Annotated in this window: 23 protein-coding genes; 15 read left to right on the top strand and 8 right to left on the bottom strand. The window is 61.3% G+C overall.

All coding sequences use genetic code 11. From position 1 onward, the window contains the following. Positions 1 to 152 precede the first annotated feature (152 nt). Positions 153 to 506 carry a hydroxyisourate hydrolase gene (gene uraH, locus LRS56_04275; protein ID WDU63758.1) on the bottom strand — a complete coding sequence of 118 codons (354 nt, stop codon included), beginning with the start codon at positions 504 to 506 and terminating at the stop codon, positions 153 to 155. Positions 507 to 897: 391 nt separating this feature from the next. On the opposite strand from uraH, the gene puuE reads away from it, so the two are divergent. The 8 genes from puuE (at position 898) to LRS56_04235 (ending at position 8,178) form a co-directional block, all read left to right on the top strand. Continuing rightward, the gene (puuE, locus tag LRS56_04270; GenBank protein WDU63757.1) at positions 898 to 1,824 is read left to right on the top strand and encodes an allantoinase PuuE; all 927 of its coding nucleotides are present in this window, start codon (positions 898 to 900) and stop codon (positions 1,822 to 1,824) included. After that, positions 1,821 to 2,336 carry a 2-oxo-4-hydroxy-4-carboxy-5-ureidoimidazoline decarboxylase gene (gene uraD / locus LRS56_04265; GenBank protein ID WDU63756.1) on the top strand — a complete coding sequence of 172 codons (516 nt, stop codon included), beginning with the start codon at positions 1,821 to 1,823 and terminating at the stop codon, positions 2,334 to 2,336. The genes puuE and uraD overlap by 4 nt, the downstream gene beginning before the upstream one ends. 79 nt (positions 2,337 to 2,415) lie before the next feature. Next, the gene (gene alc, locus LRS56_04260) at positions 2,416 to 3,411 is read left to right on the top strand and encodes an allantoicase (protein ID WDU63755.1); all 996 of its coding nucleotides are present in this window, start codon (positions 2,416 to 2,418) and stop codon (positions 3,409 to 3,411) included. Positions 3,412 to 3,558: 147 nt separating this feature from the next. Then, positions 3,559 to 4,062, top strand: coding sequence for an ureidoglycolate lyase (locus LRS56_04255; protein ID WDU65689.1), 504 nt, complete (start codon positions 3,559 to 3,561; stop codon positions 4,060 to 4,062). 51 nt (positions 4,063 to 4,113) lie between these two features. Continuing rightward, complete coding sequence (locus LRS56_04250) at positions 4,114 to 5,415, top strand: urate hydroxylase PuuD (GenBank protein WDU63754.1); 1,302 nt, start codon at positions 4,114 to 4,116, stop codon at positions 5,413 to 5,415. 194 nt (positions 5,416 to 5,609) lie between these two features. Next, complete coding sequence (locus LRS56_04245; protein ID WDU63753.1) at positions 5,610 to 6,956, top strand: nucleobase:cation symporter-2 family protein; 1,347 nt, start codon at positions 5,610 to 5,612, stop codon at positions 6,954 to 6,956. A 44-nt stretch (positions 6,957 to 7,000) separates the two neighbouring features. Next, positions 7,001 to 7,369, top strand: coding sequence for a hypothetical protein (locus LRS56_04240; protein WDU63752.1), 369 nt, complete (start codon positions 7,001 to 7,003; stop codon positions 7,367 to 7,369). Positions 7,370 to 7,392: 23 nt separating this feature from the next. Continuing rightward, positions 7,393 to 8,178 (top strand): hypothetical protein, encoded by a 786-nt coding sequence (locus LRS56_04235; protein ID WDU63751.1) that lies wholly within the window; start codon positions 7,393 to 7,395, stop codon positions 8,176 to 8,178. Between the two features lie 109 nt (positions 8,179 to 8,287). Here LRS56_04235 and LRS56_04230 read toward each other — a convergent pair whose 3' ends face one another. Further along, the gene (locus LRS56_04230; GenBank protein ID WDU63750.1) at positions 8,288 to 9,418 is read right to left on the bottom strand and encodes a patatin-like phospholipase family protein; all 1,131 of its coding nucleotides are present in this window, start codon (positions 9,416 to 9,418) and stop codon (positions 8,288 to 8,290) included. Positions 9,419 to 9,453: 35 nt separating this feature from the next. Beyond that, positions 9,454 to 10,386: a lipid A biosynthesis lauroyl acyltransferase gene (locus LRS56_04225; protein WDU63749.1), complete on the bottom strand. Its 933-nt coding sequence runs from the start codon at positions 10,384 to 10,386 to the stop codon at positions 9,454 to 9,456. Between the two features lie 118 nt (positions 10,387 to 10,504). On the opposite strand from LRS56_04225, the gene minC reads away from it, so the two are divergent. The 7 genes from minC to LRS56_04190 all read left to right on the top strand — a co-directional run bounded on the left by minC (position 10,505) and on the right by LRS56_04190 (position 17,288). Beyond that, on the top strand, positions 10,505 to 11,242 hold the full coding sequence (gene minC / locus LRS56_04220; protein WDU63748.1) for a septum site-determining protein MinC: 738 nt from the start codon (positions 10,505 to 10,507) through the stop codon (positions 11,240 to 11,242). A 201-nt stretch (positions 11,243 to 11,443) separates the two neighbouring features. Beyond that, positions 11,444 to 12,256, top strand: coding sequence for a septum site-determining protein MinD (minD, locus tag LRS56_04215; protein ID WDU63747.1), 813 nt, complete (start codon positions 11,444 to 11,446; stop codon positions 12,254 to 12,256). 3 nt (positions 12,257 to 12,259) lie between these two features. After that, positions 12,260 to 12,514 carry a cell division topological specificity factor MinE gene (gene minE, locus LRS56_04210; GenBank protein ID WDU63746.1) on the top strand — a complete coding sequence of 85 codons (255 nt, stop codon included), beginning with the start codon at positions 12,260 to 12,262 and terminating at the stop codon, positions 12,512 to 12,514. Positions 12,515 to 12,610: 96 nt separating this feature from the next. Next, positions 12,611 to 13,246: an RluA family pseudouridine synthase gene (locus tag LRS56_04205; GenBank protein WDU63745.1), complete on the top strand. Its 636-nt coding sequence runs from the start codon at positions 12,611 to 12,613 to the stop codon at positions 13,244 to 13,246. 173 nt (positions 13,247 to 13,419) lie between these two features. Beyond that, a complete protein-coding gene (locus tag LRS56_04200) occupies positions 13,420 to 14,709 on the top strand; it encodes a M18 family aminopeptidase (protein ID WDU63744.1) in 1,290 nt (429 codons plus the stop codon). A gap of 193 nt (positions 14,710 to 14,902) precedes the next feature. Then, positions 14,903 to 15,070 carry a hypothetical protein gene (locus LRS56_04195; GenBank protein WDU65842.1) on the top strand — a complete coding sequence of 56 codons (168 nt, stop codon included), beginning with the start codon at positions 14,903 to 14,905 and terminating at the stop codon, positions 15,068 to 15,070. Positions 15,071 to 15,122: 52 nt separating this feature from the next. Beyond that, complete coding sequence (locus LRS56_04190) at positions 15,123 to 17,288, top strand: mechanosensitive ion channel family protein (protein ID WDU63743.1); 2,166 nt, start codon at positions 15,123 to 15,125, stop codon at positions 17,286 to 17,288. 212 nt (positions 17,289 to 17,500) lie between these two features. On the opposite strand, the gene LRS56_04185 is transcribed toward LRS56_04190, so the two are convergent. The 5 genes from LRS56_04185 to LRS56_04165 all read right to left on the bottom strand — a co-directional run bounded on the left by LRS56_04185 (position 17,501) and on the right by LRS56_04165 (position 23,097). After that, positions 17,501 to 17,722: an MbtH family protein gene (locus LRS56_04185; protein WDU63742.1), complete on the bottom strand. Its 222-nt coding sequence runs from the start codon at positions 17,720 to 17,722 to the stop codon at positions 17,501 to 17,503. Positions 17,723 to 17,804: 82 nt separating this feature from the next. Continuing rightward, entirely contained in the window at positions 17,805 to 19,217 is a 1,413-nt protein-coding gene (locus LRS56_04180; GenBank protein WDU63741.1) for an aspartate aminotransferase family protein, read from the bottom strand. A gap of 975 nt (positions 19,218 to 20,192) precedes the next feature. Next, the gene (locus LRS56_04175) at positions 20,193 to 20,960 is read right to left on the bottom strand and encodes an N-acetylmuramoyl-L-alanine amidase (protein ID WDU63740.1); all 768 of its coding nucleotides are present in this window, start codon (positions 20,958 to 20,960) and stop codon (positions 20,193 to 20,195) included. Between the two features lie 122 nt (positions 20,961 to 21,082). Continuing rightward, on the bottom strand, positions 21,083 to 22,405 hold the full coding sequence (locus tag LRS56_04170; GenBank protein ID WDU63739.1) for an ATP-binding protein: 1,323 nt from the start codon (positions 22,403 to 22,405) through the stop codon (positions 21,083 to 21,085). Then, a complete protein-coding gene (locus LRS56_04165; protein WDU63738.1) occupies positions 22,402 to 23,097 on the bottom strand; it encodes a response regulator in 696 nt (231 codons plus the stop codon). The genes LRS56_04170 and LRS56_04165 overlap by 4 nt, the downstream gene beginning before the upstream one ends. Positions 23,098 to 23,211: the final 114 nt, after the last annotated feature.

The raw sequence follows: 23,211 nt of genomic DNA, 5'->3' as shown, positions 1-23,211 counted from the left end.
CAGTATCTTCGTCGAGGAAAACACCTAGCCTATGCAGCGCGCCCCCTCATCAGGCGCTAGATAATTGAACGGTGCACCGGGCAAAAAAAAGCCCGCAGTGTGGGCGGGCGAAAACCAACGAAGAGCTTTGGGGGTGTGAAGCGAGGTGACGCTCAGCTACCGCGATAGGTGGAGTAGCTGTAAGGCGAAATCAGCAAGGGCACATGGTAGTGATCCTGTTCGGCACTGATGCCGAAGCGCAGCACCACCACATCCAGGAAGGCCGGCTCCGGCAACTGAACTCCACGGGCGCGGTAGTAGTCACCCGCACTGAATTGCAGCTGGTAGACGCCGCTGCGGTACTCATCCCCCTGCAGCAGCGGCGCATCACAGCGGCCGTCGCTGTTGGTCACGGCGCTGGCGACCAGCTCCAGTTGCGCGCCTTCGACGCGGTATAGCTCAACCTGGATGGCGCTGCCGGGGCAGCCGTGGGCTGCGTCCAGTACGTGTGTGGTCAGTCGTCCCATGGGGTGGGGCTCCCTTGTATGAGGTGAAATGGGCCGCATCTTTTTGGGGCGCGCATGAGGCCTGCAAAAGTCGGCGACGGGCTGATTAAGACACTTTTAATAAAAGTTGTACACAATAAAAATCACAAAGTTTGGCATACCCTCGCCAGCCGTGATCCTCATTACGAATTCTCAACACGCCTTGCTTTTAAACGACCTTTTATCCATTTACTGACCAGCCAGGCAAGTTTCTTGCAGTACTAAGCTGGGGCAACCGCTTGGAAAAAATGCAGAAATACAGGCTTACAAAGTGACCATCAAGTTGTATACAATCAGCCCATCGCTGTGACGCCACCCAGTCTTTACGCTGGCCGCCACACACTTGCTACCACGAACAAGAAGGAAGACTGCAGTGAGCGCTGACTACCCACGCGACCTGATCGGTTACGGCAGTAACCCTCCTCACCCCCACTGGCCGGGCAAGGCGCGCATCGCTTTGTCGTTCGTACTCAACTACGAAGAAGGCGGCGAGCGTAACATCCTGCATGGCGACAAAGAGTCCGAAGCCTTCCTCTCGGAAATGGTCTCGGCCCAGCCGCTGCAAGGCGAGCGCAACATGAGCATGGAATCGCTGTACGAATACGGCAGCCGTGCCGGCGTGTGGCGCATCCTCAAGCTGTTCAAGGAATTCGACATTCCGCTGACCATCTTCGCCGTGGCCATGGCCGCCCAGCGCCACCCGGATGTGATCCGCGCCATGGTCGAGGCCGGCCATGAGATCTGCAGCCACGGCTACCGCTGGATCGACTACCAGTACATGGACGAGGCCCAGGAGCGCGAGCATATGCTCGAAGCGATCCGCATCCTTACCGAACTGACCGGCGAGCGCCCACTGGGCTGGTACACCGGCCGTACCGGCCCCAATACCCGCCGGCTGGTGATGGAGGAAGGCGGCTTCCTGTATGACTGCGACACCTACGACGACGACCTGCCCTACTGGGAACCCAACAACCCCACCGGCAAGCCGCACCTGGTGATCCCCTACACCCTGGACACCAACGATATGCGCTTCACCCAGGTGCAGGGTTTCAACAAGGGTGATGACTTTTTCGAGTACCTCAAAGACGCGTTCGACGTGCTCTACGCCGAAGGCGCTGAAGCACCGAAAATGCTCTCCATCGGCCTGCATTGCCGCCTGATCGGCCGCCCGGCGCGCCTGGCTTCGTTGAAGCGGTTTATCGAATACGCCAAGAGCCATGAGCAGGTGTGGTTCACCCGCCGCGTCGACATTGCGCGCCACTGGCACGAAACCCACCCGTATACGGGAGCGGCGAAATGACTGCGTTCCAAACCTTGAAACCGTCGACCTTAAGCCGTGACGCATTTGTCAAAGCCTTCGCCGATATCTACGAACATTCGCCATGGGTGGCCGAAAAGGCTTTCGACCTGGGCCAGGATGCGTCGATCGACCAGATCGAAACCCTGCACCAGCGCATGAGCGACCTCCTGTTGAGCGCTGATCACACCCGTCAACTGGCGCTGATCAACGCTCACCCGGACCTGGCAGGCCGTGCGGCCGTCCAGGGCCAACTTACCGAAGCCAGCACCCATGAACAGGCTGGCGCCGGTATTCACCAATGCACGGCCGAAGAGTTCTCGCGCTTCACCGAGCTGAACGATGCCTACAAGGCCAAGTTCAAGTTTCCCTTCATCATGGCGGTAAAAGGCAGCAACCGGCACCAGATCCTCGCCGCGTTTGAAACGCGTATTCACAACTCGGTGGAAGCCGAGTTCAAATGCGCCCTGGACGAGATCAACAAAATCGCGTTGTTCCGATTACTGACTCTTTAAGCAGACCTGGCCCGAGCGCTCATGACGCCCAGGGCCTGGCGAGCATCCCAAGCCACTTACTTTAAGGCAGACAAGAAGAATGAAAGCGCAACCCGTACCTTTCGAGAAGTTCGTCAACTTGGCCGACGCCCGCCTGGGCACCAAGATCATCTCCGTCACCGATGACTGGTTCGCCGACGCCAACCGCCTGTTCCAGCCGACCCCGGCCGTGTGGAAGGAGGGCGTTTTCGATGATAACGGCAAGTGGATGGACGGCTGGGAGTCGCGCCGCAAGCGCTTCGAAGGTTACGACAGCGCGGTGATCCGCCTGGGCGTGCCGGGCTCGATCAAGGGTGTGGACATCGACACTTCATTCTTCACCGGCAACTACCCGCCGTCGGCCTCGCTGGAAGCCTGTTTCCTGGCCTCGGGCGAGCCGGATGACAACACTCAATGGGTAGAAGTGCTCTCGGCCGTCGAGCTGCAAGGCAACAGCCACCACTACCACGCGATCAACAACGACCAGGCGTTCAGCCACCTGCGTTTCAACATCTACCCGGACGGCGGCGTGGCGCGCCTGCGTGTGTACGGCGTGCCGTTCCGCGACTGGTCCGCAGTGGGCGACAACGAACAGGTCGACCTGGCTGCGGCCTTGAACGGCGGCCGTGCGCTGGCCTGCTCCGATGAACACTTCGGCCGCATGAGCAACATCCTCAACCCGGGCCGTGGCGTCAACATGGGCGATGGCTGGGAAACCGCACGTCGTCGTACACCGGGCAATGACTGGGTGATCGTCGCGCTGGGCCACCCAGGCGAGATCGAGAAAATCATCGTCGATACCCTGCACTTCAAGGGCAACTACCCGGACACTTGCTCGATCCAGGGCGCATTCGTGAAGGGCGGTACCGACAGCCAGATCGAAACCCAATCGCTGTTCTGGCGCGAATTGCTGCCGGCGCAGAAACTGGAAATGCACGCTGAACACACGTTCGCCGAGCAGATCAAGGCGCTGGGGCCGATTACCCATATCCGCCTGAACGTGTTCCCGGACGGCGGTGTAAGCCGCCTGCGGGTATTGGGCAAGGTCGCCAAATAAGCGCAGAACCCCTGTGGCGAGCGGGCTTGCCCGCGTTGGGCCGCAAAGCGACCCCAAAAGATGGGCCTGCTGCGCAGTCCAACGGGAGCAAACTCCCTCGCCACAAAAGCAGACCAAACAACACAGCATTCGGAAAAGAAGACAGCCATGCGCACACTGATGATCGAACCCCTGACCAAAGAAGCCTTCGCCCCTTTCGGAGACGTTATCGAAACCGACGGCAGCGATCACTTCATGATCAACAACGGGTCGACCATGCGCTTTCACAAGCTGGCAACGGTCGAAACCGCCCAGCCGGAAGACAACGCGATCATCAGCATTTTCCGCGCCGACGCGCTGGATATGCCGCTGACCGTGTGCATGCTGGAGAGACACCCGCTGGGCAGCCAGGCTTTCATTCCGCTGCTCGGCAACCCCTTTCTGATCGTGGTCGCGCCACTTGGCGATGCACCTGTATCGGGCTTGGTCCGCGCCTTCGTTACCAACGGCAGGCAGGGCATTAATTACCATCGCGGCGTCTGGCACCACCCGGTGCTGACGATCGAAAAGCGGGATGACTTCCTGGTGGTTGATCGCAGTGGCACAGGCAATAACTGCGATGAGCATTTTTTTGAAGAGGATGAGCGGTTGATCCTCGCCCCCCACCAATAAGAGAAGGCCGGATCACCCGACAACAAGGGTGACAGGCGAGAGGTAAAGACTGTGGAAGCACATCTGTTGGAATGGCTGAACCTTAGCGTGCGCTGGGTTCACATGATCACTGGCGTCGCGTGGATCGGCGCTTCCTTCTATTTCGTCTGGCTGGAAAACAACCTTAATCGCGTCAACCCCAAGGACGGCTTGGCCGGTGACTTGTGGGCGATCCACGGTGGCGGTATCTACCACCTGGAAAAATACAAACTGGCCCCACCGACCATGCCGGACAACCTGCACTGGTTCAAATGGGAAGCCTATTTCACCTGGATGTCGGGCGTCGCGCTGCTGTGCGTGGTGTTCTACGCCAACCCGACCTTGTACCTGCTGGCTCCGGGCAGCAGCCTCAGTGGCCCCGAAGGCGTACTGCTGGGCATCGGCTCACTGTTCGCCGGCTGGTTCATCTACTCGTTCCTCTGCGACTCGGCCCTGGGCAAACGCCCTGCCTTGCTCGGTTTTATCCTGTTCGTGCTGTTGATTGCCGCCGCGTACGGCTTCAGCAAAGTGTTCAGCGGCCGAGGCGCGTACCTGCACGTGGGTGCGGTGATCGGCACGATCATGGTGGGTAACGTGTTCCGCATCATCATGCCGGCGCAACGCGCACTGGTGGCGGCAATCGCAGAGAACCGCACGCCCGACCCGGCCCTGCCGGCCAAGGGTCTGCTGCGTTCACGCCACAACAACTACTTCACCTTGCCGGTGCTGTTCATCATGATCAGCAACCACTTCCCGAGCACCTACGGCAGCCAATACAACTGGCTGATCCTGGCCGGCATCGCGGTGGCAGCGGTGTTGGTGCGCCACTACTTCAACACCCGGCATAACAGCCAGAAGTACGCGTGGACCTTGCCCGTTGGCGCATTGGCGATGATTTGCCTGGCGTACGTGACCGGCCCGAAACCTGTGGCAACCTCACCGGAAGTGGCCAAGGCACCGGCCGCCATCGAGTACCAGCCATTGCCGGAAACCGCATTGGGGGGTGGCTTGAAACCTGCTGTGCCAGCCGCTCCGGCAGAACCTGCTGCTCCCGCCGCACCGGCGCAGGCCACGATTGATTTCGACAAGGTGCACGGGGTGATTCAGGAACGCTGCGCCGTGTGCCATTCGGCCAAGCCGACCAGCCCGCTGTTCAGCACCGCGCCGGCGGGTGTGATGTTCGATACCCCGGCACAGATCCAGCAGCAGGCGGCGCGCATTCAAGCGCAGGCCGTAGCCAGCCAGATCATGCCGCTGGGCAACATCACCCAGATGACCCAGCAGGAACGGGATTTGATCGGCACCTGGATCAATCAGGGGGCCCGCACCAACTGACAGCCAGACGCAGATCCAAATGTGGGAGCGGGCTTGCTCGCGAATGCGGTGTGTCATTCAACACTTCAGGTGACTGAACCACCGCATTCGCGAGCAAGCCCGCTCCCACAGGGATCTGCAGTGTTTGAAAGATCCCGCTCCACCCGGCAATTGAATGCCGAACAACACAACAATAAAAAGATCCGAGGTGTTGCATGACCGAGTTAGTCGAACCGCAGATTCCTGCCGCACCCGCCATGGTGCGGCTGCCCCTCTTGCAACTGATTCTGGTAGGCCTGCAACACGTCTTGCTGATGTACGGCGGCGCCGTCGCCGTGCCCTTGATCATTGGCCAGGCCGCGGGCCTGAGCCGTGAAGAAATCGCCTTTCTGATCAACGCCGACCTGCTGGTGGCCGGCATCGCCACGGTGGTGCAATCATTCGGCATCGGCCCGGTGGGCATTCGCATGCCGGTAATGATGGGCGCCAGTTTCGCCGCCGTCGGCAGCATGGTCGCCATGGCCGGCATGCCCGGGATCGGCTTGCAGGGGATCTTCGGCGCGACCATCGCCGCCGGGTTCTTCGGCATGTTGATCGCACCGTTCATGTCCAAGGTCGTGCGCTTCTTCCCTCCGCTGGTGACCGGCACGGTGATCACCGCTATCGGCCTGTCGCTGTTCCCGGTGGCCGTGAACTGGGCTGGTGGCGGCAGCGCGGCGGCCACCTTCGGCTCGCCGATTTACCTGGCGATTGCCGCCCTGGTGCTGGCCACCATCTTGCTGATCAACCGCTTTATGCGCGGCTTCTGGGTGAATATCTCGGTGCTGATCGGCATGGGCCTGGGTTACGGCCTGTGCGGTGTGATCGGCATGGTCGACCTCAGCGGCCTGGCCCAGGCACCGTGGGTGCAGGTGGTGACGCCGCTGCACTTTGGCATGCCCACATTTGAATTGGCGCCGATCCTGTCGATGTGCCTGGTGGTAGTGATCATCTTCGTCGAGTCGACCGGGATGTTCCTCGCACTGGGCAAGATCACCGGCCAGGACGTCACCCCGAAGATGCTGCGCCGGGGCCTGCTGTGTGATGCCGGCGCCTCGTTCTTCGCCGGGTTCTTCAACACCTTTACCCACTCCTCGTTCGCGCAGAATATCGGCCTGGTGCAAATGACCGGCGTACGTTGCCGCTCGGTGACGATCATGGCCGGCGCCTTCCTGATCGTACTCAGCCTGCTGCCCAAGGCCGCATTCCTGGTGGCGTCGATCCCCCCGGCGGTGCTCGGGGGCGCGGCGATTGCCATGTTCGGGATGGTCGCGGCCACCGGGATCAAGATCCTCCAGGAAGCCGACATTGCCGACCGCCGCAACCAGTTGCTGGTGGCCGTCAGTATCGGCATGGGGCTGATCCCGGTGGTGCGCCCGGAGTTCTTCGCACAACTGCCGTTGTGGATGAGCCCGATTACCCACAGCGGAATCGCCATGGCCACCCTCAGCGCGTTGTCGCTGAACATCCTGTTCAACATTCTCGGCGGTGCTGAACGCCCCGCCGTCGCACAAACGCATTGATTCCTTTGTTAGTAAAACAATAACAACAGACAGGGAACACTCACATGCACGCCATTCACCCGGGGCCGGCCATACGCCGTGCCCCATTCTCGCCCCACGCGCTCTTTAACAGCGCACTTGAGCCAAGGCTTTGGAGCCAGTATTCTCCGCGCCCGCTCGAATCGACTCAAAAAAAAACAGCGAATGTAAAAGCTGACTGCAAGGCCAACTTACCCCGGCCTTATGTCTGCTGCCAACGTGCACAAAAGTCCTCTGAATTCGACTGCATCCACTGCAGCCGACGGGGATTTTTTGGCTTTTTAAACACCTTGGCGCAGCTCTTGCTAAAAGCATCAAAGCTGACCGAACAGACGATTTTTGCAGCGAACCAAAAGGCGCCACACCAGAGCGCCTGCGTAGAAGAAAAACCATAAAACTTTAACTCGGGAGCAACCGAATGAAACCTATGTTCAAAGGCCTGATGCTGGCGGGATCCCTGCTGGCTGGTGGCCAGGCCGTGGCCGGTGACCTGTTGCAGTGGCAGAACAACAGCCTGACCTACCTGTGGGGCAAGAGCTTTACCGTTAACCCGCAGATCCAGCAAACCGTCACTTTCGAACATGCCGATGCATGGAAGTACGGCGACAACTTCTTCTTCCTCGACCGCATCTTTTACAACGGCAAGGAAGACGGCAATGTCGGCCCAAGTACTTACTACGGTGAGTTCAGCCCGCGCTTATCGTTCGGCAAGATTCTGGACAAGGACTTGTCCTTCGGCCCGATCAAGGACGTATTGCTGGCGTTGACGTATGAGTTCGGCGAAGGCGACAACGAGTCCTATCTGGTGGGCCCGGGCTTCGACCTGAACATCCCCGGTTTCGATTACTTCCAGTTGAACTTCTACCAGCGCCAGACCGAAGGCAATCGCCCGGGTGACGGTGTGTGGCAGATCACCCCAGTGTGGTCGTACACCCTCCCCGTGGGCAGCTCCGACATCCTGATCGACGGTTTTATGGACTGGGTCACGGACAACGACAAGAACGCCCGTGGCACTTACCACGCCAACCTGCACTTCAACCCACAGGTCAAATATGACTTGGGCAAGGCCCTGCACTGGGGCGACAAGCAGCTGTATGTGGGCTTTGAATACGACTACTGGAAGAACAAGTACGGCATCGAGGATTCCGGCGCGTTCAAGACCAACCAGGACACGGCGAGCTTCCTGGTCAAGTACCACTTCTAACTGAACACCACCGATCTAATGTGGGAGCTGGCTTGCCTGCGATAGCGGTCTGTGCGTGCCAAGTGCATTGAATGACCCGCTGCCATCGCAGGCAAGCCAGCTCCCACATTTAGAGTGGGGAAAGGCCGAGGAATCGTGTGATCTCCTCGCGTTTGGCCAACGCATCGCGCCGGCCCAACTCAATCAACTCGCTGCAATACCCCGCCTCGAACAACAAGTAACTCAACACCCCCGCCCCGCTCGTCTTGGTCGCCCCCGGGCCACGCAAGAACAACCTTAAAGCCGCCGGCAATTCCTGCCGATGCCGCGCCGCGATTTCGTCGATCGGCTGGCTGGGAGCAATCACCAGCACTTCCACCGCTGCCACGCCAGGTGCGGCATGGCTGTACTGATTCAAGCGCTCCAGCAGCTCGATATCACTTTCCAGGCTGTCGATAAACGTGCTGTTGAGCATATGCCCACCGATCTGCGCCAGCGTCGGCTCCTGGCCGGTGTAGGTGCGTTGCATCGACGGCTCGTTGCCCCGTGGGTTGCCGCTGACCCCCACCACCAGCACACGCGTAGCCCCCAGGTGCAACGCCGGGCTGATGGGCGCCGATTGCCGCACGGCGCCATCGCCGAAATATTCCTGGTCAAGTTTCACCGGGGCAAACAACAAAGGGATCGCCGAACTGGCCAGCAGATGCTCGACCGTCAGTTGAGTCGGCATGCCGATACGCCGATGGCGCAGCCAGGCGTCGATGGTGCCGCCGCCCTGGTAGAAGGTCACGGCTTGCCCGGATTCGTAACCGAAGGCAGTCACCGCCACTGCATGCAAATGCTGGTGGCGAATCGCCTCGTCGATGCCGCCCAGGTTCAAGCGTTCCTGCAGCAGGTCACGCAACGGCGAGCTATTGAGCAAGGCGACCGGTACCTGGGCGCCGATGCCCAGCAGGCTGTGGATAAAGAAGCGGCTTGCCTGGCGAATCACCCCCGGCCAGTCACTGCGCAGCACCAGGTGGCTGCGAAAGCCCTGCCAGAACGCGGTAAGACGCTGGATGGCCGCCGTGAAGTCCATGGCGCCACTGGCCAGGCTCACCGCATTGATCGCACCGGCCGAGGTGCCGACGATCACCGGGAAAGGATTGGGCGCCCCCGGCGGCAACAGCTCGGCAATCGCCGCCAACACCCCCACCTGATACGCCGCTCGCGCCCCGCCGCCGGAAAGAATCAAACCTGTAACCGGTTCAGCTGGGCGCATCGCATCACTCCATGTGTAGAAATAGAGACTTCAGATCAACGGCGTTTGTCGTACAGCTTGGGTTCGCCCGGTGGCCGGCTCTTGAAGCGGCGATGGGTCCATAAGTATTGCTCGGGGCATTCGCGCACCGAGGCTTCGACCCACTGGTTGATGCGCAGGCAGTCGGCCTCATCGCTTTCGCCGGGGAAGTCGGTCAATGGCGGGTGGATCACCAGGCGGTAACCGCTGCCGTCCGCCAGGCGCTGCTGGGTGAACGGCACCACCAGCGCCTTGCCCAGCTTGGCGAACTTGCTGGTGGCGGGCACCGTAGCGGCCTGGATGCCAAACAGCGGCACGAAGATGCTTTGCTTGGCGCCGTAGTCCTGGTCCGGTGCGTACCAGATGGCACGGCCGGCGCGCAGCAGCTTGAGCATGCCACGCACGTCCTCGCGCTCGACGGCCAGGGAATCGAGGTTATGGCGCTCGCGGCCACGGCGCTGGATGTAATCGAACAACGGGTTGCCGTGCTCGCGGTACATGCCATCAATGGTGTGCTTCTGCCCCAGCAGAGCCGCGCCGATTTCCAGGGTGGTGAAATGCAGGGCCATCAGGATCACGCCCTTGCCATCGAGCTGGGCCTGCTTGAGGTGCTCAAGGCCCTCGACATGGGCCAGGCGTGCCAGGCGCTGGCGCGACCACCACCAGCTCATGGCCATTTCAAAGAAGGCGATGCCGGTGGAGGCGAAGTTTTCCTTGAGCAGGCGCTTACGCTCCTTGGCGGATTTTTCCGGGAAGCACAGTTCCAGGTTGCGTGCGGCGATGCGCCGACGTTCGCCGGCCACTCGGTACATGCCCGCACCCAGCAGGCGACCAATGGTCAGCAGCGCACGGTACGGCAACTGGGTGACCAGCCACAGCAGGCCGAGTCCCAGCCATAACAGCCAAAAACGCGGGTGAAAAAATACAGCTCGAAAACGCGGGCGATCCATTACAGATTCCGGTAAAGACAGGGCCGCGCATTCTACAACGGTTCGACTCGGCTTGCGGCCAGTGAGTGTTCTCGTTATAAGTCTCGACACTTTTCGTGACAAGCCGCTTTTGCCGACCATGAGCCAAACCGAACCGCTAGACCAAGATCCCGTGTTCCAGCTGAAAGGCAGCATGCTCGCCATCACCGTGCTGGAACTCGCCCGCAACGACCTCGACGCCCTGGACCGCCAGCTCGCCGCCAAGGTCGCCCTGGCGCCGAACTTCTTCAACAACGCCCCGCTGGTGCTGGCCCTGGACAAACTGCCGGCCGGCCAAGGTGCGATTGACCTGCCTGGCCTGATGCGCGTGTGCCGCTCCCATGGGCTGCGCACCCTGGCGATTCGTGCCAGCCGTATCGAAGACATTGCCGCCGCCATCGCCATTGAACTGCCAGTATTGCCGCCGTCGGGTGCGCGTGAGCGTCCGCTGGAACCTTTGGTCGGCGAAGTGAAGAAAAAACCGGAAAAACCGCCTGAGCCGACGATCAAGCCTACAAAGATCATCACCTCTCCCGTACGCGGCGGGCAGCAAATTTACGCCCAGGGTGGCGACCTGGTAGTCATCTCCTCGGTCAGCCCCGGCGCGGAACTTCTCGCCGATGGCAACATCCATGTATACGGCCCGATGCGCGGACGTGCCCTCGCCGGCATCAAGGGCGATACCAAGGCTCGAATTTTTTGCCAGCAGTTGACCGCTGAACTAGTGTCCATCGCAGGCCAGTACAAGGTTTCAGAAGATTTGCGCCGTGATCCGCTGTGGGGGGCCGGGGTGCAGGTCAGCCTGTCGGGCGATGTGTTGAACATCATCCGTCTTTAACGGATACTGCCGCATTTTCCAAGCATCTCTAGACTCTGATAGCAAAGCGAAACCGGCAAGACTTACGTAGGAATAATTGGAAGTTGGCGTTTGCCTCGCGCAAACCACATCTTTTCCCTACAAGGGCTGTCCGCCTGCAGCGAGTTTCAAGAGATGTTTTTCAGGGACTGAAAAGTCCTTTTTCCTTAGGGGTGAAACACCTTGGCCAAGATTCTCGTGGTTACATCCGGCAAGGGTGGTGTGGGTAAGACCACCACCAGCGCCGCTATCGGTACCGGTCTCGCTCTGCGCGGCCACAAAACAGTCATCGTCGACTTCGACGTCGGTTTGCGTAACCTCGACCTGATCATGGGCTGCGAACGCCGCGTGGTGTATGACTTCGTCAACGTGGTCAATGGCGAAGCCAACCTGCAACAGGCCCTGATCAAGGACAAGCGCCTTGAGAACCTGTACGTACTGGCCGCCAGCCAGACCCGTGACAAAGACGCGCTGACCAAAGAAGGCGTGGGCAAAGTCCTTGCCGAGCTGAAAGAAACCTTCGAATACGTGGTATGCGACTCCCCGGCCGGTATCGAAACCGGTGCTCACCTGGCGATGTACTTCGCCGATGAAGCGATCGTGGTGACCAACCCGGAAGTCTCCTCGGTACGTGACTCGGACCGCATGCTCGGCCTGCTGGCCAGCAAGTCCAAGCGCGCCGAAGAAGGCCAGGACCCGATCAAGGAGCACCTGCTGCTCACCCGTTACAACCCTGAGCGCGTCAGCAACGGCGAAATGCTCGGCGTTGAAGACGTGAAGGACATCCTCGCAGTGACCCTGCTGGGCGTGATTCCAGAATCCCAGGCGGTCCTCAAGGCTTCCAACCAGGGTGTTCCAGTGATTCTTGACGACCAGAGCGACGCCGGCCAGGCGTACAGCGATGCAGTTGATCGCTTGCTGGGCAAGACCGTGGAACATCGCTTCCTCGATGTTAAGAAGAAGGGATTCTTCGAGCGTATCTTTGGAGGCAACTAAACAATGAAATTTCTCGACTTCTTTCGCGCCAACAAAAAGCCAAGTACCGCGTCGGTAGCGAAAGAGCGTCTACAGATCATCGTGGCGCACGAACGCGGCCAACGCAGCACCCCGGACTACCTGCCAGCCTTGCAGAAGGAACTGGTCGAGGTGATCCGCAAGTACGTCAATATCGGCAACGATGACGTGCATGTCGCCCTGGAAAATGACGGCAGCTGCTCGATTCTGGAACTCAATATCACCCTGCCTGATCGTTAATCGAAAAGGCGGCTGCCACGGCGGCTCGTTCACCCTGGTCCCTGTTGGGGAACCGGGTGGGCGAGCCGCCGTTGGCGTTTGTTACGAGGCTGTTTGATGCCGCTGTCCAATATTCATATCCTGCATCAGGACGACGCTGTCCTGGTGGTGAACAAACCGACCCTGCTGCTTTCGGTGCCTGGGCGCGCCGACGACAACAAGGACTGCCTGATCACCCGCCTGCAGGAAAACGGCTACCCCGAAGCCCGCATCGTCCATCGCCTGGACTGGGAAACCTCGGGGATCATCCTGCTGGCCCGTGATGCCGACACCCACCGCGAGCTGTCCCGCCAGTTTCACGACCGCGAAACCGAAAAAGCCTACACCGCATTGGCCTGGGGCCAGCCGGAACTGGACAGCGGCAGCATCGACCTGCCCCTGCGCTACGACCCGCCGACCAAGCCACGCCACGTGGTCGACCACGAATTCGGCAAGCACGCGCTGACCTTCTGGAAAGTCCTGGAGCGTTGCGGCGACTGGTGCCGCGTCGAGTTGACGCCGATCACCGGGCGCTCGCACCAACTGCGGGTGCATATGCTGTCGATCGGCCACCCGTTGCTCGGTGATGGCCTGTACGCCCACGAACAGGCTCTGGCGGCCTGGCCACGCCTGTGCCTGCACGCGAGCATGTTGAGCTTTACGCACCCGCAGAGCGGCGAGCGTTTGCGCTTTGAGTGCCCTGCGCCGTTCTAAAATTGGCAATATGATCAAAATGTGGGAGCGGGCTTGCTCGCGAAGGCGGTGGATCAGTCAGCATATTCAGTAACTGACACACCGCCTTCGCGAGCAAGCCCGCTCCCACATTTGTTCTGTGCACTTCTTGCCATCGAACGGTAAACTCCGCGCATTGCTGTCTGGAGCTATTTATGCGCGAAGCGTTGAATCAAGGCCTGATCGACTTCCTCAAGGCCTCCCCTACTCCTTTTCATGCCACTGCCGCCCTGGCGCAGCGCCTCGAAGCGGCCGGTTACCAGCGTCTCGACGAGCGCGAAACCTGGGCCACCGAGGCCAACGGTCGCTATTACGTGACCCGTAACGATTCCTCAATCATCGCCTTCAAGCTCGGCCGCCACTCGCCGCTGCAAGGCGGGATTCGCCTGGTCGGCGCCCACACCGACAGCCCGTGCCTGCGGGTCAAACCCCAGCCGGAGCTACAGCGCCAGGGTTTCTGGCAGTTGGGCGTGGAAGTCTACGGCGGCGCGCTGCTGGCCCCGTGGTTCGACCGCGACCTGTCGCTGGCCGGCCGCGTGACCTTCCGCCGCGACGGCAAGGTCGAGAGCCAACTGATCGACTTCAAGCTACCCATCGCGATCATTCCCAACCTGGCCATTCACCTGAACCGTGAAGCCAACCAGGGCTGGGCGATCAATGCCCAGACCGAGCTGCCACCCATCCTCGCGCAATTTGCCGGTGACGAGCGCGTGGACTTCCGCGCCGTGCTCACCGAACAATTGGCCCGCGAACACGGCCTGAACGCCGATGTGGTGCTCGACTACGAGCTGAGCTTCTACGACACACAAAGCGCTGCGGTGATCGGCCTGAATGGCGACTTCATTGCCGGCGCACGCCTCGACAACCTGCTGTCCTGCTACGCCGGCCTGCAAGCCTTGCTCACCAGCGAAACCGACGAAACCTGCGTGCTGGTGTGCAACGACCACGAAGAAGTCGGCTCCTGCTCAGCGTGCGGTGCCGATGGCCCGATGCTGGAACAGACCCTGCGTCGTCTGTTGCCGGAAGGTGATGAGTTCGTACGCACCATTCAGAAATCACTGCTGGTGTCTGCGGACAACGCCCACGGCGTACACCCGAACTACGCCGAGAAGCACGACGCCAACCATGGCCCCAAGCTCAACGCCGGCCCGGTGATCAAGGTCAACAGCAACCAGCGCTACGCCACCAACAGCGAAACCGCCGGGTTCTTCCGCCACCTGTGCATGGCCCAGGAAGTGCCGGTGCAGAGCTTCGTGGTGCGCAGCGACATGGGCTGCGGCTCGACCATCGGCCCGATCACCGCCAGCCACCTGGGCGTGCGCACCGTGGACATCGGCCTGCCGACGTTTGCCATGCACTCCATTCGTGAATTGTGCGGCAGCCATGACCTGGCACACCTGGTGAAGGTTTTGGGGGCGTTCTACGCCAGTCACGATCTGCCTTGAGACCGAGGCGCGGCCATCGCGGGCAAACCCGCTCCCACACGTGGAATGCATTTTCCTGCGGGAGCGGGCTTGCCCGCGATAGCGATTTCAGGCGCACACAAAGCTATCTGACTCACATCAACTCGCTTTTCTGCAATCCGACCTAAACTTGTCAGTATTCCCACTCTGACAAGGCCGTCGCCCCATGATCTCCATGTCCTCCTTTCACGCCATGCTTATCCCCATCCTGATCGGCATGATCATGCTCGCGGTCGGTTTCAACTTTCGCGACAAGCCCCTTGGCGTGTTCGGCATGTGGCTCGGCATGCTGCTGATCCTGGGCACCGTGGTGTACAAGATCCTCGCCAAACTGGCCGAATGACGATTGCACTCGTACACTCGCTCAACCCGTCGTTTTCAAGGTTGACCGCCTCGTGCTTTCCCGTCTGTTTGCCCTGCCCTGCTACCTCCTGATCGCCCTGCTCACGCTGCTGCCGCTCTCGCCTGCCCAAGCCGTGAGCCTGCCCGGCATGCTGGGCAGCACCCACAAAACCCAGCCCCAGGCAGACGTGCCCCTCGGTCAATCCCTGGACGAGGTGATCAAGACCCTGGAAAACGACCAGCAACGCACCCAATTGCTGAGCGACCTGAAAAAACTTCGTGAAGCCACACAGAAGGCCCAGCCGGCCGCCGAACAAGGCGTGCTGGGGCTAATCGGCAGTACGCTGTCGGGCCTGGAGCAGCAGTTTTCCGGCGCCGACAGCCCGCTGGGGCGCTGGTCCAATGAGGTCGATCTGGCCAAGGATGAACTCAGCGCGCTGATGCTGCCGGCCAGCGAATGGCTGCCGATCATTTTCGGTTTTGCCTTGATCCTCGCGGTGTGGAGCCTGCTGGCCGCCGCGCTGATCTGGCTCAGCCACCGCGTACGCGAACGCTTCGGCCTGCCCGAAGAGCTGCCGCAACACCCGCGAACCTGGGATATGGTGCGCTTTGCCCTGCGCAAACTCGGCCCGTGGCTGATCGCCCTGGTGATCACGGTTTACCTGAGCTACGCCCTGCCCTCGTCCCTGGGTAAATCCCTGGCGATGGTATTGGCCTACGCGCTGGTAGTCGGCACTTGTTTCTCGGCCATCTGCGTAATTGCCTTTTCCGTGCTCGACGGCCCGCATCGCCATCGTGCGCTGTATATCCTGCGCCACCAGGCCTTCCGCCCACTGTGGTGGATCGGCAGTTTTGCCGCCTTCGGTGAAGCCTTGAGCGACCCGCGATTGGTCCAGGCCCTGGGCCAGCACCTGTCCCATACCGCCGCGACGGTCGCCAATGTCATGGCGGCGCTGTCGACCGGGGTGTTCATCCTGCGGTTCCGGCGGCCGATTGCGCACCTGATCCGCAACCAGCCGCTGTCGCGTCGCCTCACGCGCCGTGCCCTCAGCGATACCATCGAAATCATCGGCTCGTTCTGGTACATCCCGGCCCTGCTGCTGGTGGGTATCTCGCTGTTTGCCACGTTCGTTTCCGCCGGCGATACCAGCACCGCCTTGCGCCAGTCGCTGCTGTGCACCGTGCTGCTGGTGTTGTGCATGGTGATCAACGGCCTGGTGCGCCGCCACGCGCTCAAGCCGCAACGCGGGCACAAGCGCCATGCGCTGTATTCCGAGCGCCTGAAAAGCTTCGTCTACACCCTGGCTCACCTGGCGGTATGGCTGGTGTTTATCGAATTGGGCCTGCGGGTTTGGGGCCTGTCGCTGATTCGTTTTACCGAAGGCGACGGCCATGAGGTCAGCGTCAAACTGTTCGGCCTGGCCGGCACCCTACTGTTTGCCTGGCTGATCTGGATCCTCAGCGACACCGCGATCCACCACGCCCTGACTCGCTCGCGCAAGGGCCTGGCCAACGCCCGTGCGCAGACCATGATGCCGCTGATCCGCAACGTGCTGTTCGTGACGATCTTTATCATCGCCGCCATCGTCGCACTGGCGAACATGGGCATGAACGTCACGCCGCTGCTGGCCGGTGCCGGTGTAATCGGCCTGGCGATCGGCTTTGGTGCGCAGTCGCTGGTGGCGGATTTGATCACCGGCCTGTTCATCATTATCGAAGACTCGCTGGCCATCGATGACTACGTGGATGTCGGCGGCCACCTCGGCACGGTGGAGGGCCTGACCATCCGTACCGTGCGCCTGCGCGATATCGACGGCATCGTGCACACCATCCCGTTCAGTGAGATCAAGAGCATCAAGAACTACTCGCGGGAGTTCGGCTACGCGATCTTCCGGGTGGCGATCCCCTACAACATGGAAATCGACGATGCGATCAAGCTGATGCGCGATGTCGGCCAGAAAATGCGCAACGACCCGCTGCAACGCCGCAATATCTGGTCGCCGCTGGAGATTCAGGGTGTGGAAAGCTTCGAGTCCGGCAGCGCGATTCTGCGTGCACGGTTCAAGACGGCGCCGATCAAACAGTGGGAAGTGTCGCGGGCGTTCAACTTGTCGCTGAAACGGCACCTGGACGAAGCCGGTCTGGACTTGGCCACACCGCGCTTGAGTGTGCAGGTGGTGACGGGGGCTTCGGGCGTGTTGGCAAAAGAGACTGAATAATTCTGGCAAACGGGCTTGTGTGGCGAGCGGGCTTGCCCGCGTTGGGCTGCGAAGCGGCCCTAATCAATACGCATGCGGTGTATCAATTACAACTTAGCGGCGGGCTTTAGGGCTGCTTCGCAGCCCAACGCGGGCAAGCCCGCTCGCCACACAAGCCCGTTTGCCACATAGTCCCGCTTGCCACAGAAAGCCCGCTTGCTGCTGAGGTTGGGTCAGGCCAGCGCTGCGCCGTCCATCTTCTGGCGCAGGCTCAACGGGCGCATATCGGTCCAGACTTCTTCGATGTAGGCCAGGCACTCTTTTTTCATGCCGCTCTTGCCCACAGTGCGCCAGCCCTCCGGGACGGCCTTGTAGTCAGGCCAGATGGAATACTGTTCTTCGTGGTTGACCACTACCTGAAACAGGATGTCGTCGCGGTCAAATACTGAGGTCATTGCTGTTCTCCGTCGCTCAAAGGCTGGCTGCGCACCACGCGCAGCGCTGATATCTGTAGAAACGTACCAAGGCGCCAGAAAATTAGAGGCTGGCGACCGCTGCCGCCAGGGCGCGTCCGAAGATCTCGGCCACCCGGTCGACTTCCACGGCGGTGATCACCAGCGGCGGCAGGAAGCGCACCACGCTGCCATGCCGGCCGCCCAACTCCAGGATCAGGCCGCGCTTGAGGCACTCACGCTGCACCAACGGCGCCAACTGGCGATGTACCGGTGGGTGGCCTTGAATGTCAGGCGTGCCATCCGGGTCTACCAGCTCCACGCCGAGCATCAGCCCACGCCCACGAATATCCCCCAGGTGCGGGAACTCGCGCTGCAGGATGCGCAAGTGTTCGCCCAGGCGCTCGCCCATGGCCGTTGCGTGGCCGGCCAGGTCATGTTCCTTGAGGTAGCGCATCACCGCCGAGCCCGCCGCCATGGCCATTTGATTGCCACGGAAAGTCCCGGCATGCGCGCCCGGCAACCAGGTGTCGAGCCAGTCGCGATACACCACCACCGCCAGCGGCAGGCTGCCGCCGATGGCCTTGGACATCACCACCACGTCCGGGATGATGCCCGCGTGCTCGAAGGCAAACATCTTGCCAGTGCGGCCGAACCCGCTCTGGATCTCATCCACGATCAGCGCCACACCGGCCTGCTCGGTAATGCGCCGCAGGCCGCGCAGCCAGTCGAGATCGGCCGGGATCACCCCGCCCTCGCCCTGCACCACCTCGACAATCACCGCAGCCGGCAACAACACCCCGGCTTCCGGGTCATTGAGCAGGTTTTCCAGGTAATGCAGATTGACCCGCACACCCTCCGCGCCGCCCAGGCCGAACGGGCAGCGGTAGTCGTAGGGGTAGGGCAAAAACTGCACGCCATTGCCGAGCAAGGCGCCCAAAGGTTTCTTTGGGCCCAGGCTGCCCATCAGGCTCAACGCGCCCTGACTCATGCCGTGATAACCGCCCTGGAACGACAGCACAGTGCTGCGCCCGGTGGCGGTGCGCACCAGCTTCAACGCCGCTTCCACCGCATCGGTGCCGGTGGGTCCGCAGAATTGAATTTTCGCCTCGCGCGCCAGTTCTGTCGGCAGCAGGCCGAACAGGTCCTGTACGAATTGGTCCTTGACTGGCGTGGTCAGGTCCAGGGTATGCAGGGGTAATTCGTCACTCAGGACTTGCCGGATGGCGTCGATTACCACCGGGTGGTTGTGCCCCAGCGCCAATGTGCCGGCGCCGGCCAGGCAGTCGATGAAACGGCGGCCTTCGACATCTTCGACATAAATACCCTTGGCGCGCTTGAGCGCCAGGGGGATACGTCGCGGGTAACTGCGGGCGTTGGACTCCTGCTGACGCTGGCGGGCGAGTAGCGGGGTCTCGTCGAACTGGTAGAGCGTTTCCGCGGGTGCCGGGCTGGCGTGCACCGGGGCATCTTCGATACGGCTGGTAGCGACTGACATCTCTCGATCCCTCAATACGCTGGTGGGGGTGACCAAACTGCCGATCCGTTGGCGTCTGGCCCAAGGGCATGCGCACGGATTTCCTGTTCTGGAGACGCACCAGCGTGGGGGGATTTAGGGCTTTGGTCGTTTTTGATCTGAGTGCGTATCGGTTATTTGGGTAACGGCGGGTATTGGTTCCGCCCTTACGGCGGGTCACTTTTGGAAAGAGCCCAAAAGTAACCAAAAGGCTCTTGCCCCACCACTCGGCACCTCGCCTCCGGCTCGGTGTGCCCGCACGCAGACTTGAATCCGTGGGCCGCCGCGATGGGCCATCCTTGGCCCAGCGCGGCTAACCCGGCGTCCTGCCGGGTTACCCACGGATTCAAGCCTGCGTGCGGCCAGCGTGGTTAATGGGGCGCCTAGATCAAAATCAAAAGCAGAGCACGGCGGCCTAGTAGCCGACCTGAGTGGTGTAGATCAAGAGCGGGATGTCAGTGGATTGGCTTTTCTGTGGGAGCTGGCTTGCCTGCGATGCTAACAACTCGGTACATCAGGCACACCGAGTTGATGCTTTCGCAGGCAAGCCAGCTCCCACATTTGAACCGAGTACGGCTTCAATGCTCAGGTCGGCTGTCAGGCCGCCTTGCTTTGCTTTGTTTTTGCCGTGGCCCTTACATCATTACCGCTGACGAAGTCAGCGATCTTTTGATCTAGGCTTTTGATCTGAGGCGCCCCGTCAATCACGATGGCCGAACGCAGGCTTGAATCCGTGGGCAACCCGGCAGGACGCCGGGTTAGCCGCGCTGGGCCATGGATGGCCCATCGCGGCGGCCCACGGATTCAAGCCGGAGTGAGGGCACACCGAGCCGGAGGCGAGGTGCCGAGTGATGGGGCAAAGCGTTTTTGGTTACTTTTGGCGCTCTTCCAAAAGTGACCCGCTGTAAAAGCGGAACCAATACCCGCCGTTACCCCAACAACGGATATGTACACACATCAAATCCCCCGATACCTCTCATTCAACGCATACAAAACCGCACACGTCTCAGCATCCAACCCCCCAGAATAATCCCGCGCCCGAAAGTGCATCTGAAACGCCCTGGTCCTCAGCTCAAACGCCCGACGATTCTGCGCCGGCTTATACCCATACCGCTGAAACGCCCGCTCCACCTCCACCTCCGGCGGCAACCCCATACAAAACCGCCGCTGATACATCGCCCGCGTCGGCTCATCAAACCACGCCCCCACCCCAGCCTCGAACAATTCGCGCCAGGGCAACCGCGGCCCCGGATCACTCTTGCGCCAGTACGCCACATCCGAATGCCCCAAAATGTCGGCCGGCCCAATCTGCGGGTACCGCCCAAGGATGTCGAGCACCAACGCAATCAACACATCCACCTGCTCCTGGCCATACGCAGGGAAGGTAAACACGCCGTCATCATCCCGCGCCTGGTTAACGATCTCGATACCGATCGCCCGACTGTTGAGATTATCGCGCCCGCCCCAGTGGCTGACCCCGGCATGCCAGGCGCGCTTGTCCTCGCCAACCAGGCGAAACACACGCAATTCGTCATAGCCGGCGGCGCGATAGCCGGGCTCATCGGGGTCAGGCAGCAGATAGTGAGCGCTGACCCCATCCTGCGTCAGGGTCCGCAAGGAGGACGCGAAAGGCACCGCCGTGTAATGCAGGACCACTTGCCGCACGGGCTCGCCGTTACGTTCGTTGAAGCCCCTGGCAGGGAAACTGGTATCAATGACCAACATAAGAACTGTCCTTTTCAGTACAGGCCGAATCTTTCGGCCCGATCAAGCGCAAAAAATTACCGCCATCCTGAAGGGTTGAACTTCAAGAGGGCGGTAACTATTTGTTCGCGCATGAAAAAGGATCAGTGACGCAGTGGCATGCCCAGGTCAACACGCAGGCCATCCGCCTGGCTGTCGAACTTTAATGAGCAGGAGCAGCGCTGGACAATCGCCTGCACGATCGCCAGGCCCAGGCCGCAGCCCTCGCTGCTGCCGTTGCGCCAGAAGCGTTGGGTCAGGTATTGCAGGTCTTCGGCAGCAATCTGCTTGCCGTGGTCACGTACGCGGAACACCACATTATCGGCGGCGGTAAACACACTCAGCTCCACGCGGGTATCGCCCGGGGTGTGGCGCAGGGCGTTATCCAGCAGGTTGCGCAGGGCCGCGACCGCCAGGGCCACCGGCATCTCCACCGGGGTTTCACTGAGGTTATCCGCCAGGATCAGGTCAATACGCCGATTATCGCCGGCGTTGGCGTCCTGGACCGCCAACCGTGCAACTTGCTCGGCGCTCGATTGCAGGCCGTCGTCGAACGACAGGCTGCCCTCCACCCGCGCCAACAGCAGCAATTGCTCAAGGGTGCGGTGCAGGCGGTCGGCGCCCTCCTCGGCATGCGCCAGGGACTGGTCACGTGCCGCGCCTTCGGTCATGCGCGCCACTTGCAGGTGGGTCTTGATCGCCGTCAGCGGGCTGCGCAGTTCGTGGGCGGCATCGCCGGTGAGGCGCCGTTCGCGCTCGATGGTCTTGGCGATGCGCTGCAATAATTGGTTCTGGGTGTCGAGCAGCGGCTTGAGTTCGCTGGGCAACGGGTGAATCTGCAGCGGTTCGAGGGAGTCGGCACTGCGGCGCATCAGCGCGTCACGCATACGGTTGAGTGGCAGCAGGCTCTGACCGATGCCCAGCCACAACAGCCAGAGACAGCCAAGCAGCGCCACGCCCACCGGCACCGAAGCCGCCAGCAGGATCGACAGGTTCAGTGCCTCGCGCTCCACCTGGCGGTCGGCGGTGGTGATCAGCAGGTCGCCACGGGACAGGGTGAAACTGCGCCAACCCACACCATCGATGACCTGGTCGCGAAAGCCGCTCTTGCGCGACTCCAGGCCTTCATCCGGGGTGGTGTGGCTGCGCGCAAGAATTTCCCCGCGCAACGAGCTGACCTGGCAGGCCATGCCACCCGGTACATTCAGTTGGTCGGTGCGCAATTGCGTGCCGCCGCTCACGCTGGCCAGGCCCGGCATCTGCTCGGTCAGCCCCGCCACCATGCGTGCGGACGCCACCAGCCGCTGGTCGAGCGAGAACATCATCTGGTTGCGCAGGTCGTTGAGCATCCAGGCCGCCGCCAGCACCCAGATCAACACAAACGCGGCGCCCAGCTTGAACGTCAGGCGCAGGCGCAGGCTTTTCACGAAACCTTCTCTCCCTCACCCGCCGGGCCGCCATCCGCCGTGCCCAGGCGGTAGCCGAGGCCACGTACGGTTTCAACGATGCCATTACCCAATTTGCGCCGCAGGTGGTGGATGTGCACGTTGAGGGCGTTGCTCTCGAGTTCATCGCTGAAGCCATAGACGCTGTCCTTGAGCTGCTCGCTGGACAACACGCGGCCCTTGTTATGCAGCAGGGCTTGCAACAGCGCCTGTTCACGCCGCGAGAGGTCCACCGGCTCACCACCGAGGAAGGTCTCGCGGCTGCTCGGGTCGTAGGCCAGGCGGCCGTGTTCGATCAGGTTGACGCTGCGCCCCGCCACCCGTCGCAGCAGGGTTTGCAGGCGGGCGGCGAGTTCACGCAGGTCGAAAGGCTTGAGCAGGTAGTCATCGGCACCGGCTTGCAGGCCATCGACACGGTTGGTCACAGAATCGCGCGCAGTCAGGATCAGCACCGGAATTTCCAGGCCCTGGCTGCGCTGCTGTTGCAACAACTTGAGACCGTCTTCATCGGGCAGGCCGAGGTCGAGCACCATGATGTCGAACGTGGCCGCCTTGAGCATCGCCCGTGCGGCAGCGGCCGTGGCCACGCGCTCGACGGTAAAGCCCTGGGCGCCGAGACCGGCCACGATGCCGCTGGCGATCAGTTCGTCGTCTTCACAGACCAGTACGTGCATGGAGAACCCTTCATGAAAGATGCGGGAATTAAAGGCGGCGCGGATTAAGCGCAGATTATGCCGTGAAAAGAGGCGCGCTCAGCCACGCCCTTCACTTTAGAATAGCGCCTGGTT

Origin of the sequence: Pseudomonas poae (genome assembly GCA_028869255.1) — a bacterium.
GTDB lineage: Bacteria > Pseudomonadota > Gammaproteobacteria > Pseudomonadales > Pseudomonadaceae > Aquipseudomonas > Aquipseudomonas poae_C.
Note: the sequence above shows the minus strand (reverse complement) of the source record. Positions and strands in the feature narration are given on the sequence as shown.

What these genes read in the sequence shown, in the direction of transcription:
- uraH (WDU63758.1), bottom strand. Translation starts at nt 506, where the DNA reads ATGGGACGACTGACCACACACGTACTGGACGCAGCCCACGGCTGCCCC.
- uraD (WDU63756.1), top strand. Translation starts at nt 1,821, where the DNA reads ATGACTGCGTTCCAAACCTTGAAACCGTCGACCTTAAGCCGTGACGCA.
- alc (WDU63755.1), top strand. Translation starts at nt 2,416, where the DNA reads ATGAAAGCGCAACCCGTACCTTTCGAGAAGTTCGTCAACTTGGCCGAC.
- LRS56_04255 (WDU65689.1), top strand. Translation starts at nt 3,559, where the DNA reads ATGCGCACACTGATGATCGAACCCCTGACCAAAGAAGCCTTCGCCCCT.
- LRS56_04245 (WDU63753.1), top strand. Translation starts at nt 5,610, where the DNA reads ATGACCGAGTTAGTCGAACCGCAGATTCCTGCCGCACCCGCCATGGTG.
- LRS56_04240 (WDU63752.1), top strand. Translation starts at nt 7,001, where the DNA reads ATGCACGCCATTCACCCGGGGCCGGCCATACGCCGTGCCCCATTCTCG.
- LRS56_04235 (WDU63751.1), top strand. Translation starts at nt 7,393, where the DNA reads ATGAAACCTATGTTCAAAGGCCTGATGCTGGCGGGATCCCTGCTGGCT.
- LRS56_04230 (WDU63750.1), bottom strand. Translation starts at nt 9,418, where the DNA reads ATGCGCCCAGCTGAACCGGTTACAGGTTTGATTCTTTCCGGCGGCGGG.
- LRS56_04225 (WDU63749.1), bottom strand. Translation starts at nt 10,386, where the DNA reads ATGGATCGCCCGCGTTTTCGAGCTGTATTTTTTCACCCGCGTTTTTGG.
- minC (WDU63748.1), top strand. Translation starts at nt 10,505, where the DNA reads ATGAGCCAAACCGAACCGCTAGACCAAGATCCCGTGTTCCAGCTGAAA.
- minE (WDU63746.1), top strand. Translation starts at nt 12,260, where the DNA reads ATGAAATTTCTCGACTTCTTTCGCGCCAACAAAAAGCCAAGTACCGCG.
- LRS56_04205 (WDU63745.1), top strand. Translation starts at nt 12,611, where the DNA reads ATGCCGCTGTCCAATATTCATATCCTGCATCAGGACGACGCTGTCCTG.
- LRS56_04200 (WDU63744.1), top strand. Translation starts at nt 13,420, where the DNA reads ATGCGCGAAGCGTTGAATCAAGGCCTGATCGACTTCCTCAAGGCCTCC.
- LRS56_04195 (WDU65842.1), top strand. Translation starts at nt 14,903, where the DNA reads ATGTCCTCCTTTCACGCCATGCTTATCCCCATCCTGATCGGCATGATC.
- LRS56_04185 (WDU63742.1), bottom strand. Translation starts at nt 17,722, where the DNA reads ATGACCTCAGTATTTGACCGCGACGACATCCTGTTTCAGGTAGTGGTC.
- LRS56_04180 (WDU63741.1), bottom strand. Translation starts at nt 19,217, where the DNA reads ATGTCAGTCGCTACCAGCCGTATCGAAGATGCCCCGGTGCACGCCAGC.
- LRS56_04175 (WDU63740.1), bottom strand. Translation starts at nt 20,960, where the DNA reads ATGTTGGTCATTGATACCAGTTTCCCTGCCAGGGGCTTCAACGAACGT.
- LRS56_04165 (WDU63738.1), bottom strand. Translation starts at nt 23,097, where the DNA reads ATGCACGTACTGGTCTGTGAAGACGACGAACTGATCGCCAGCGGCATC.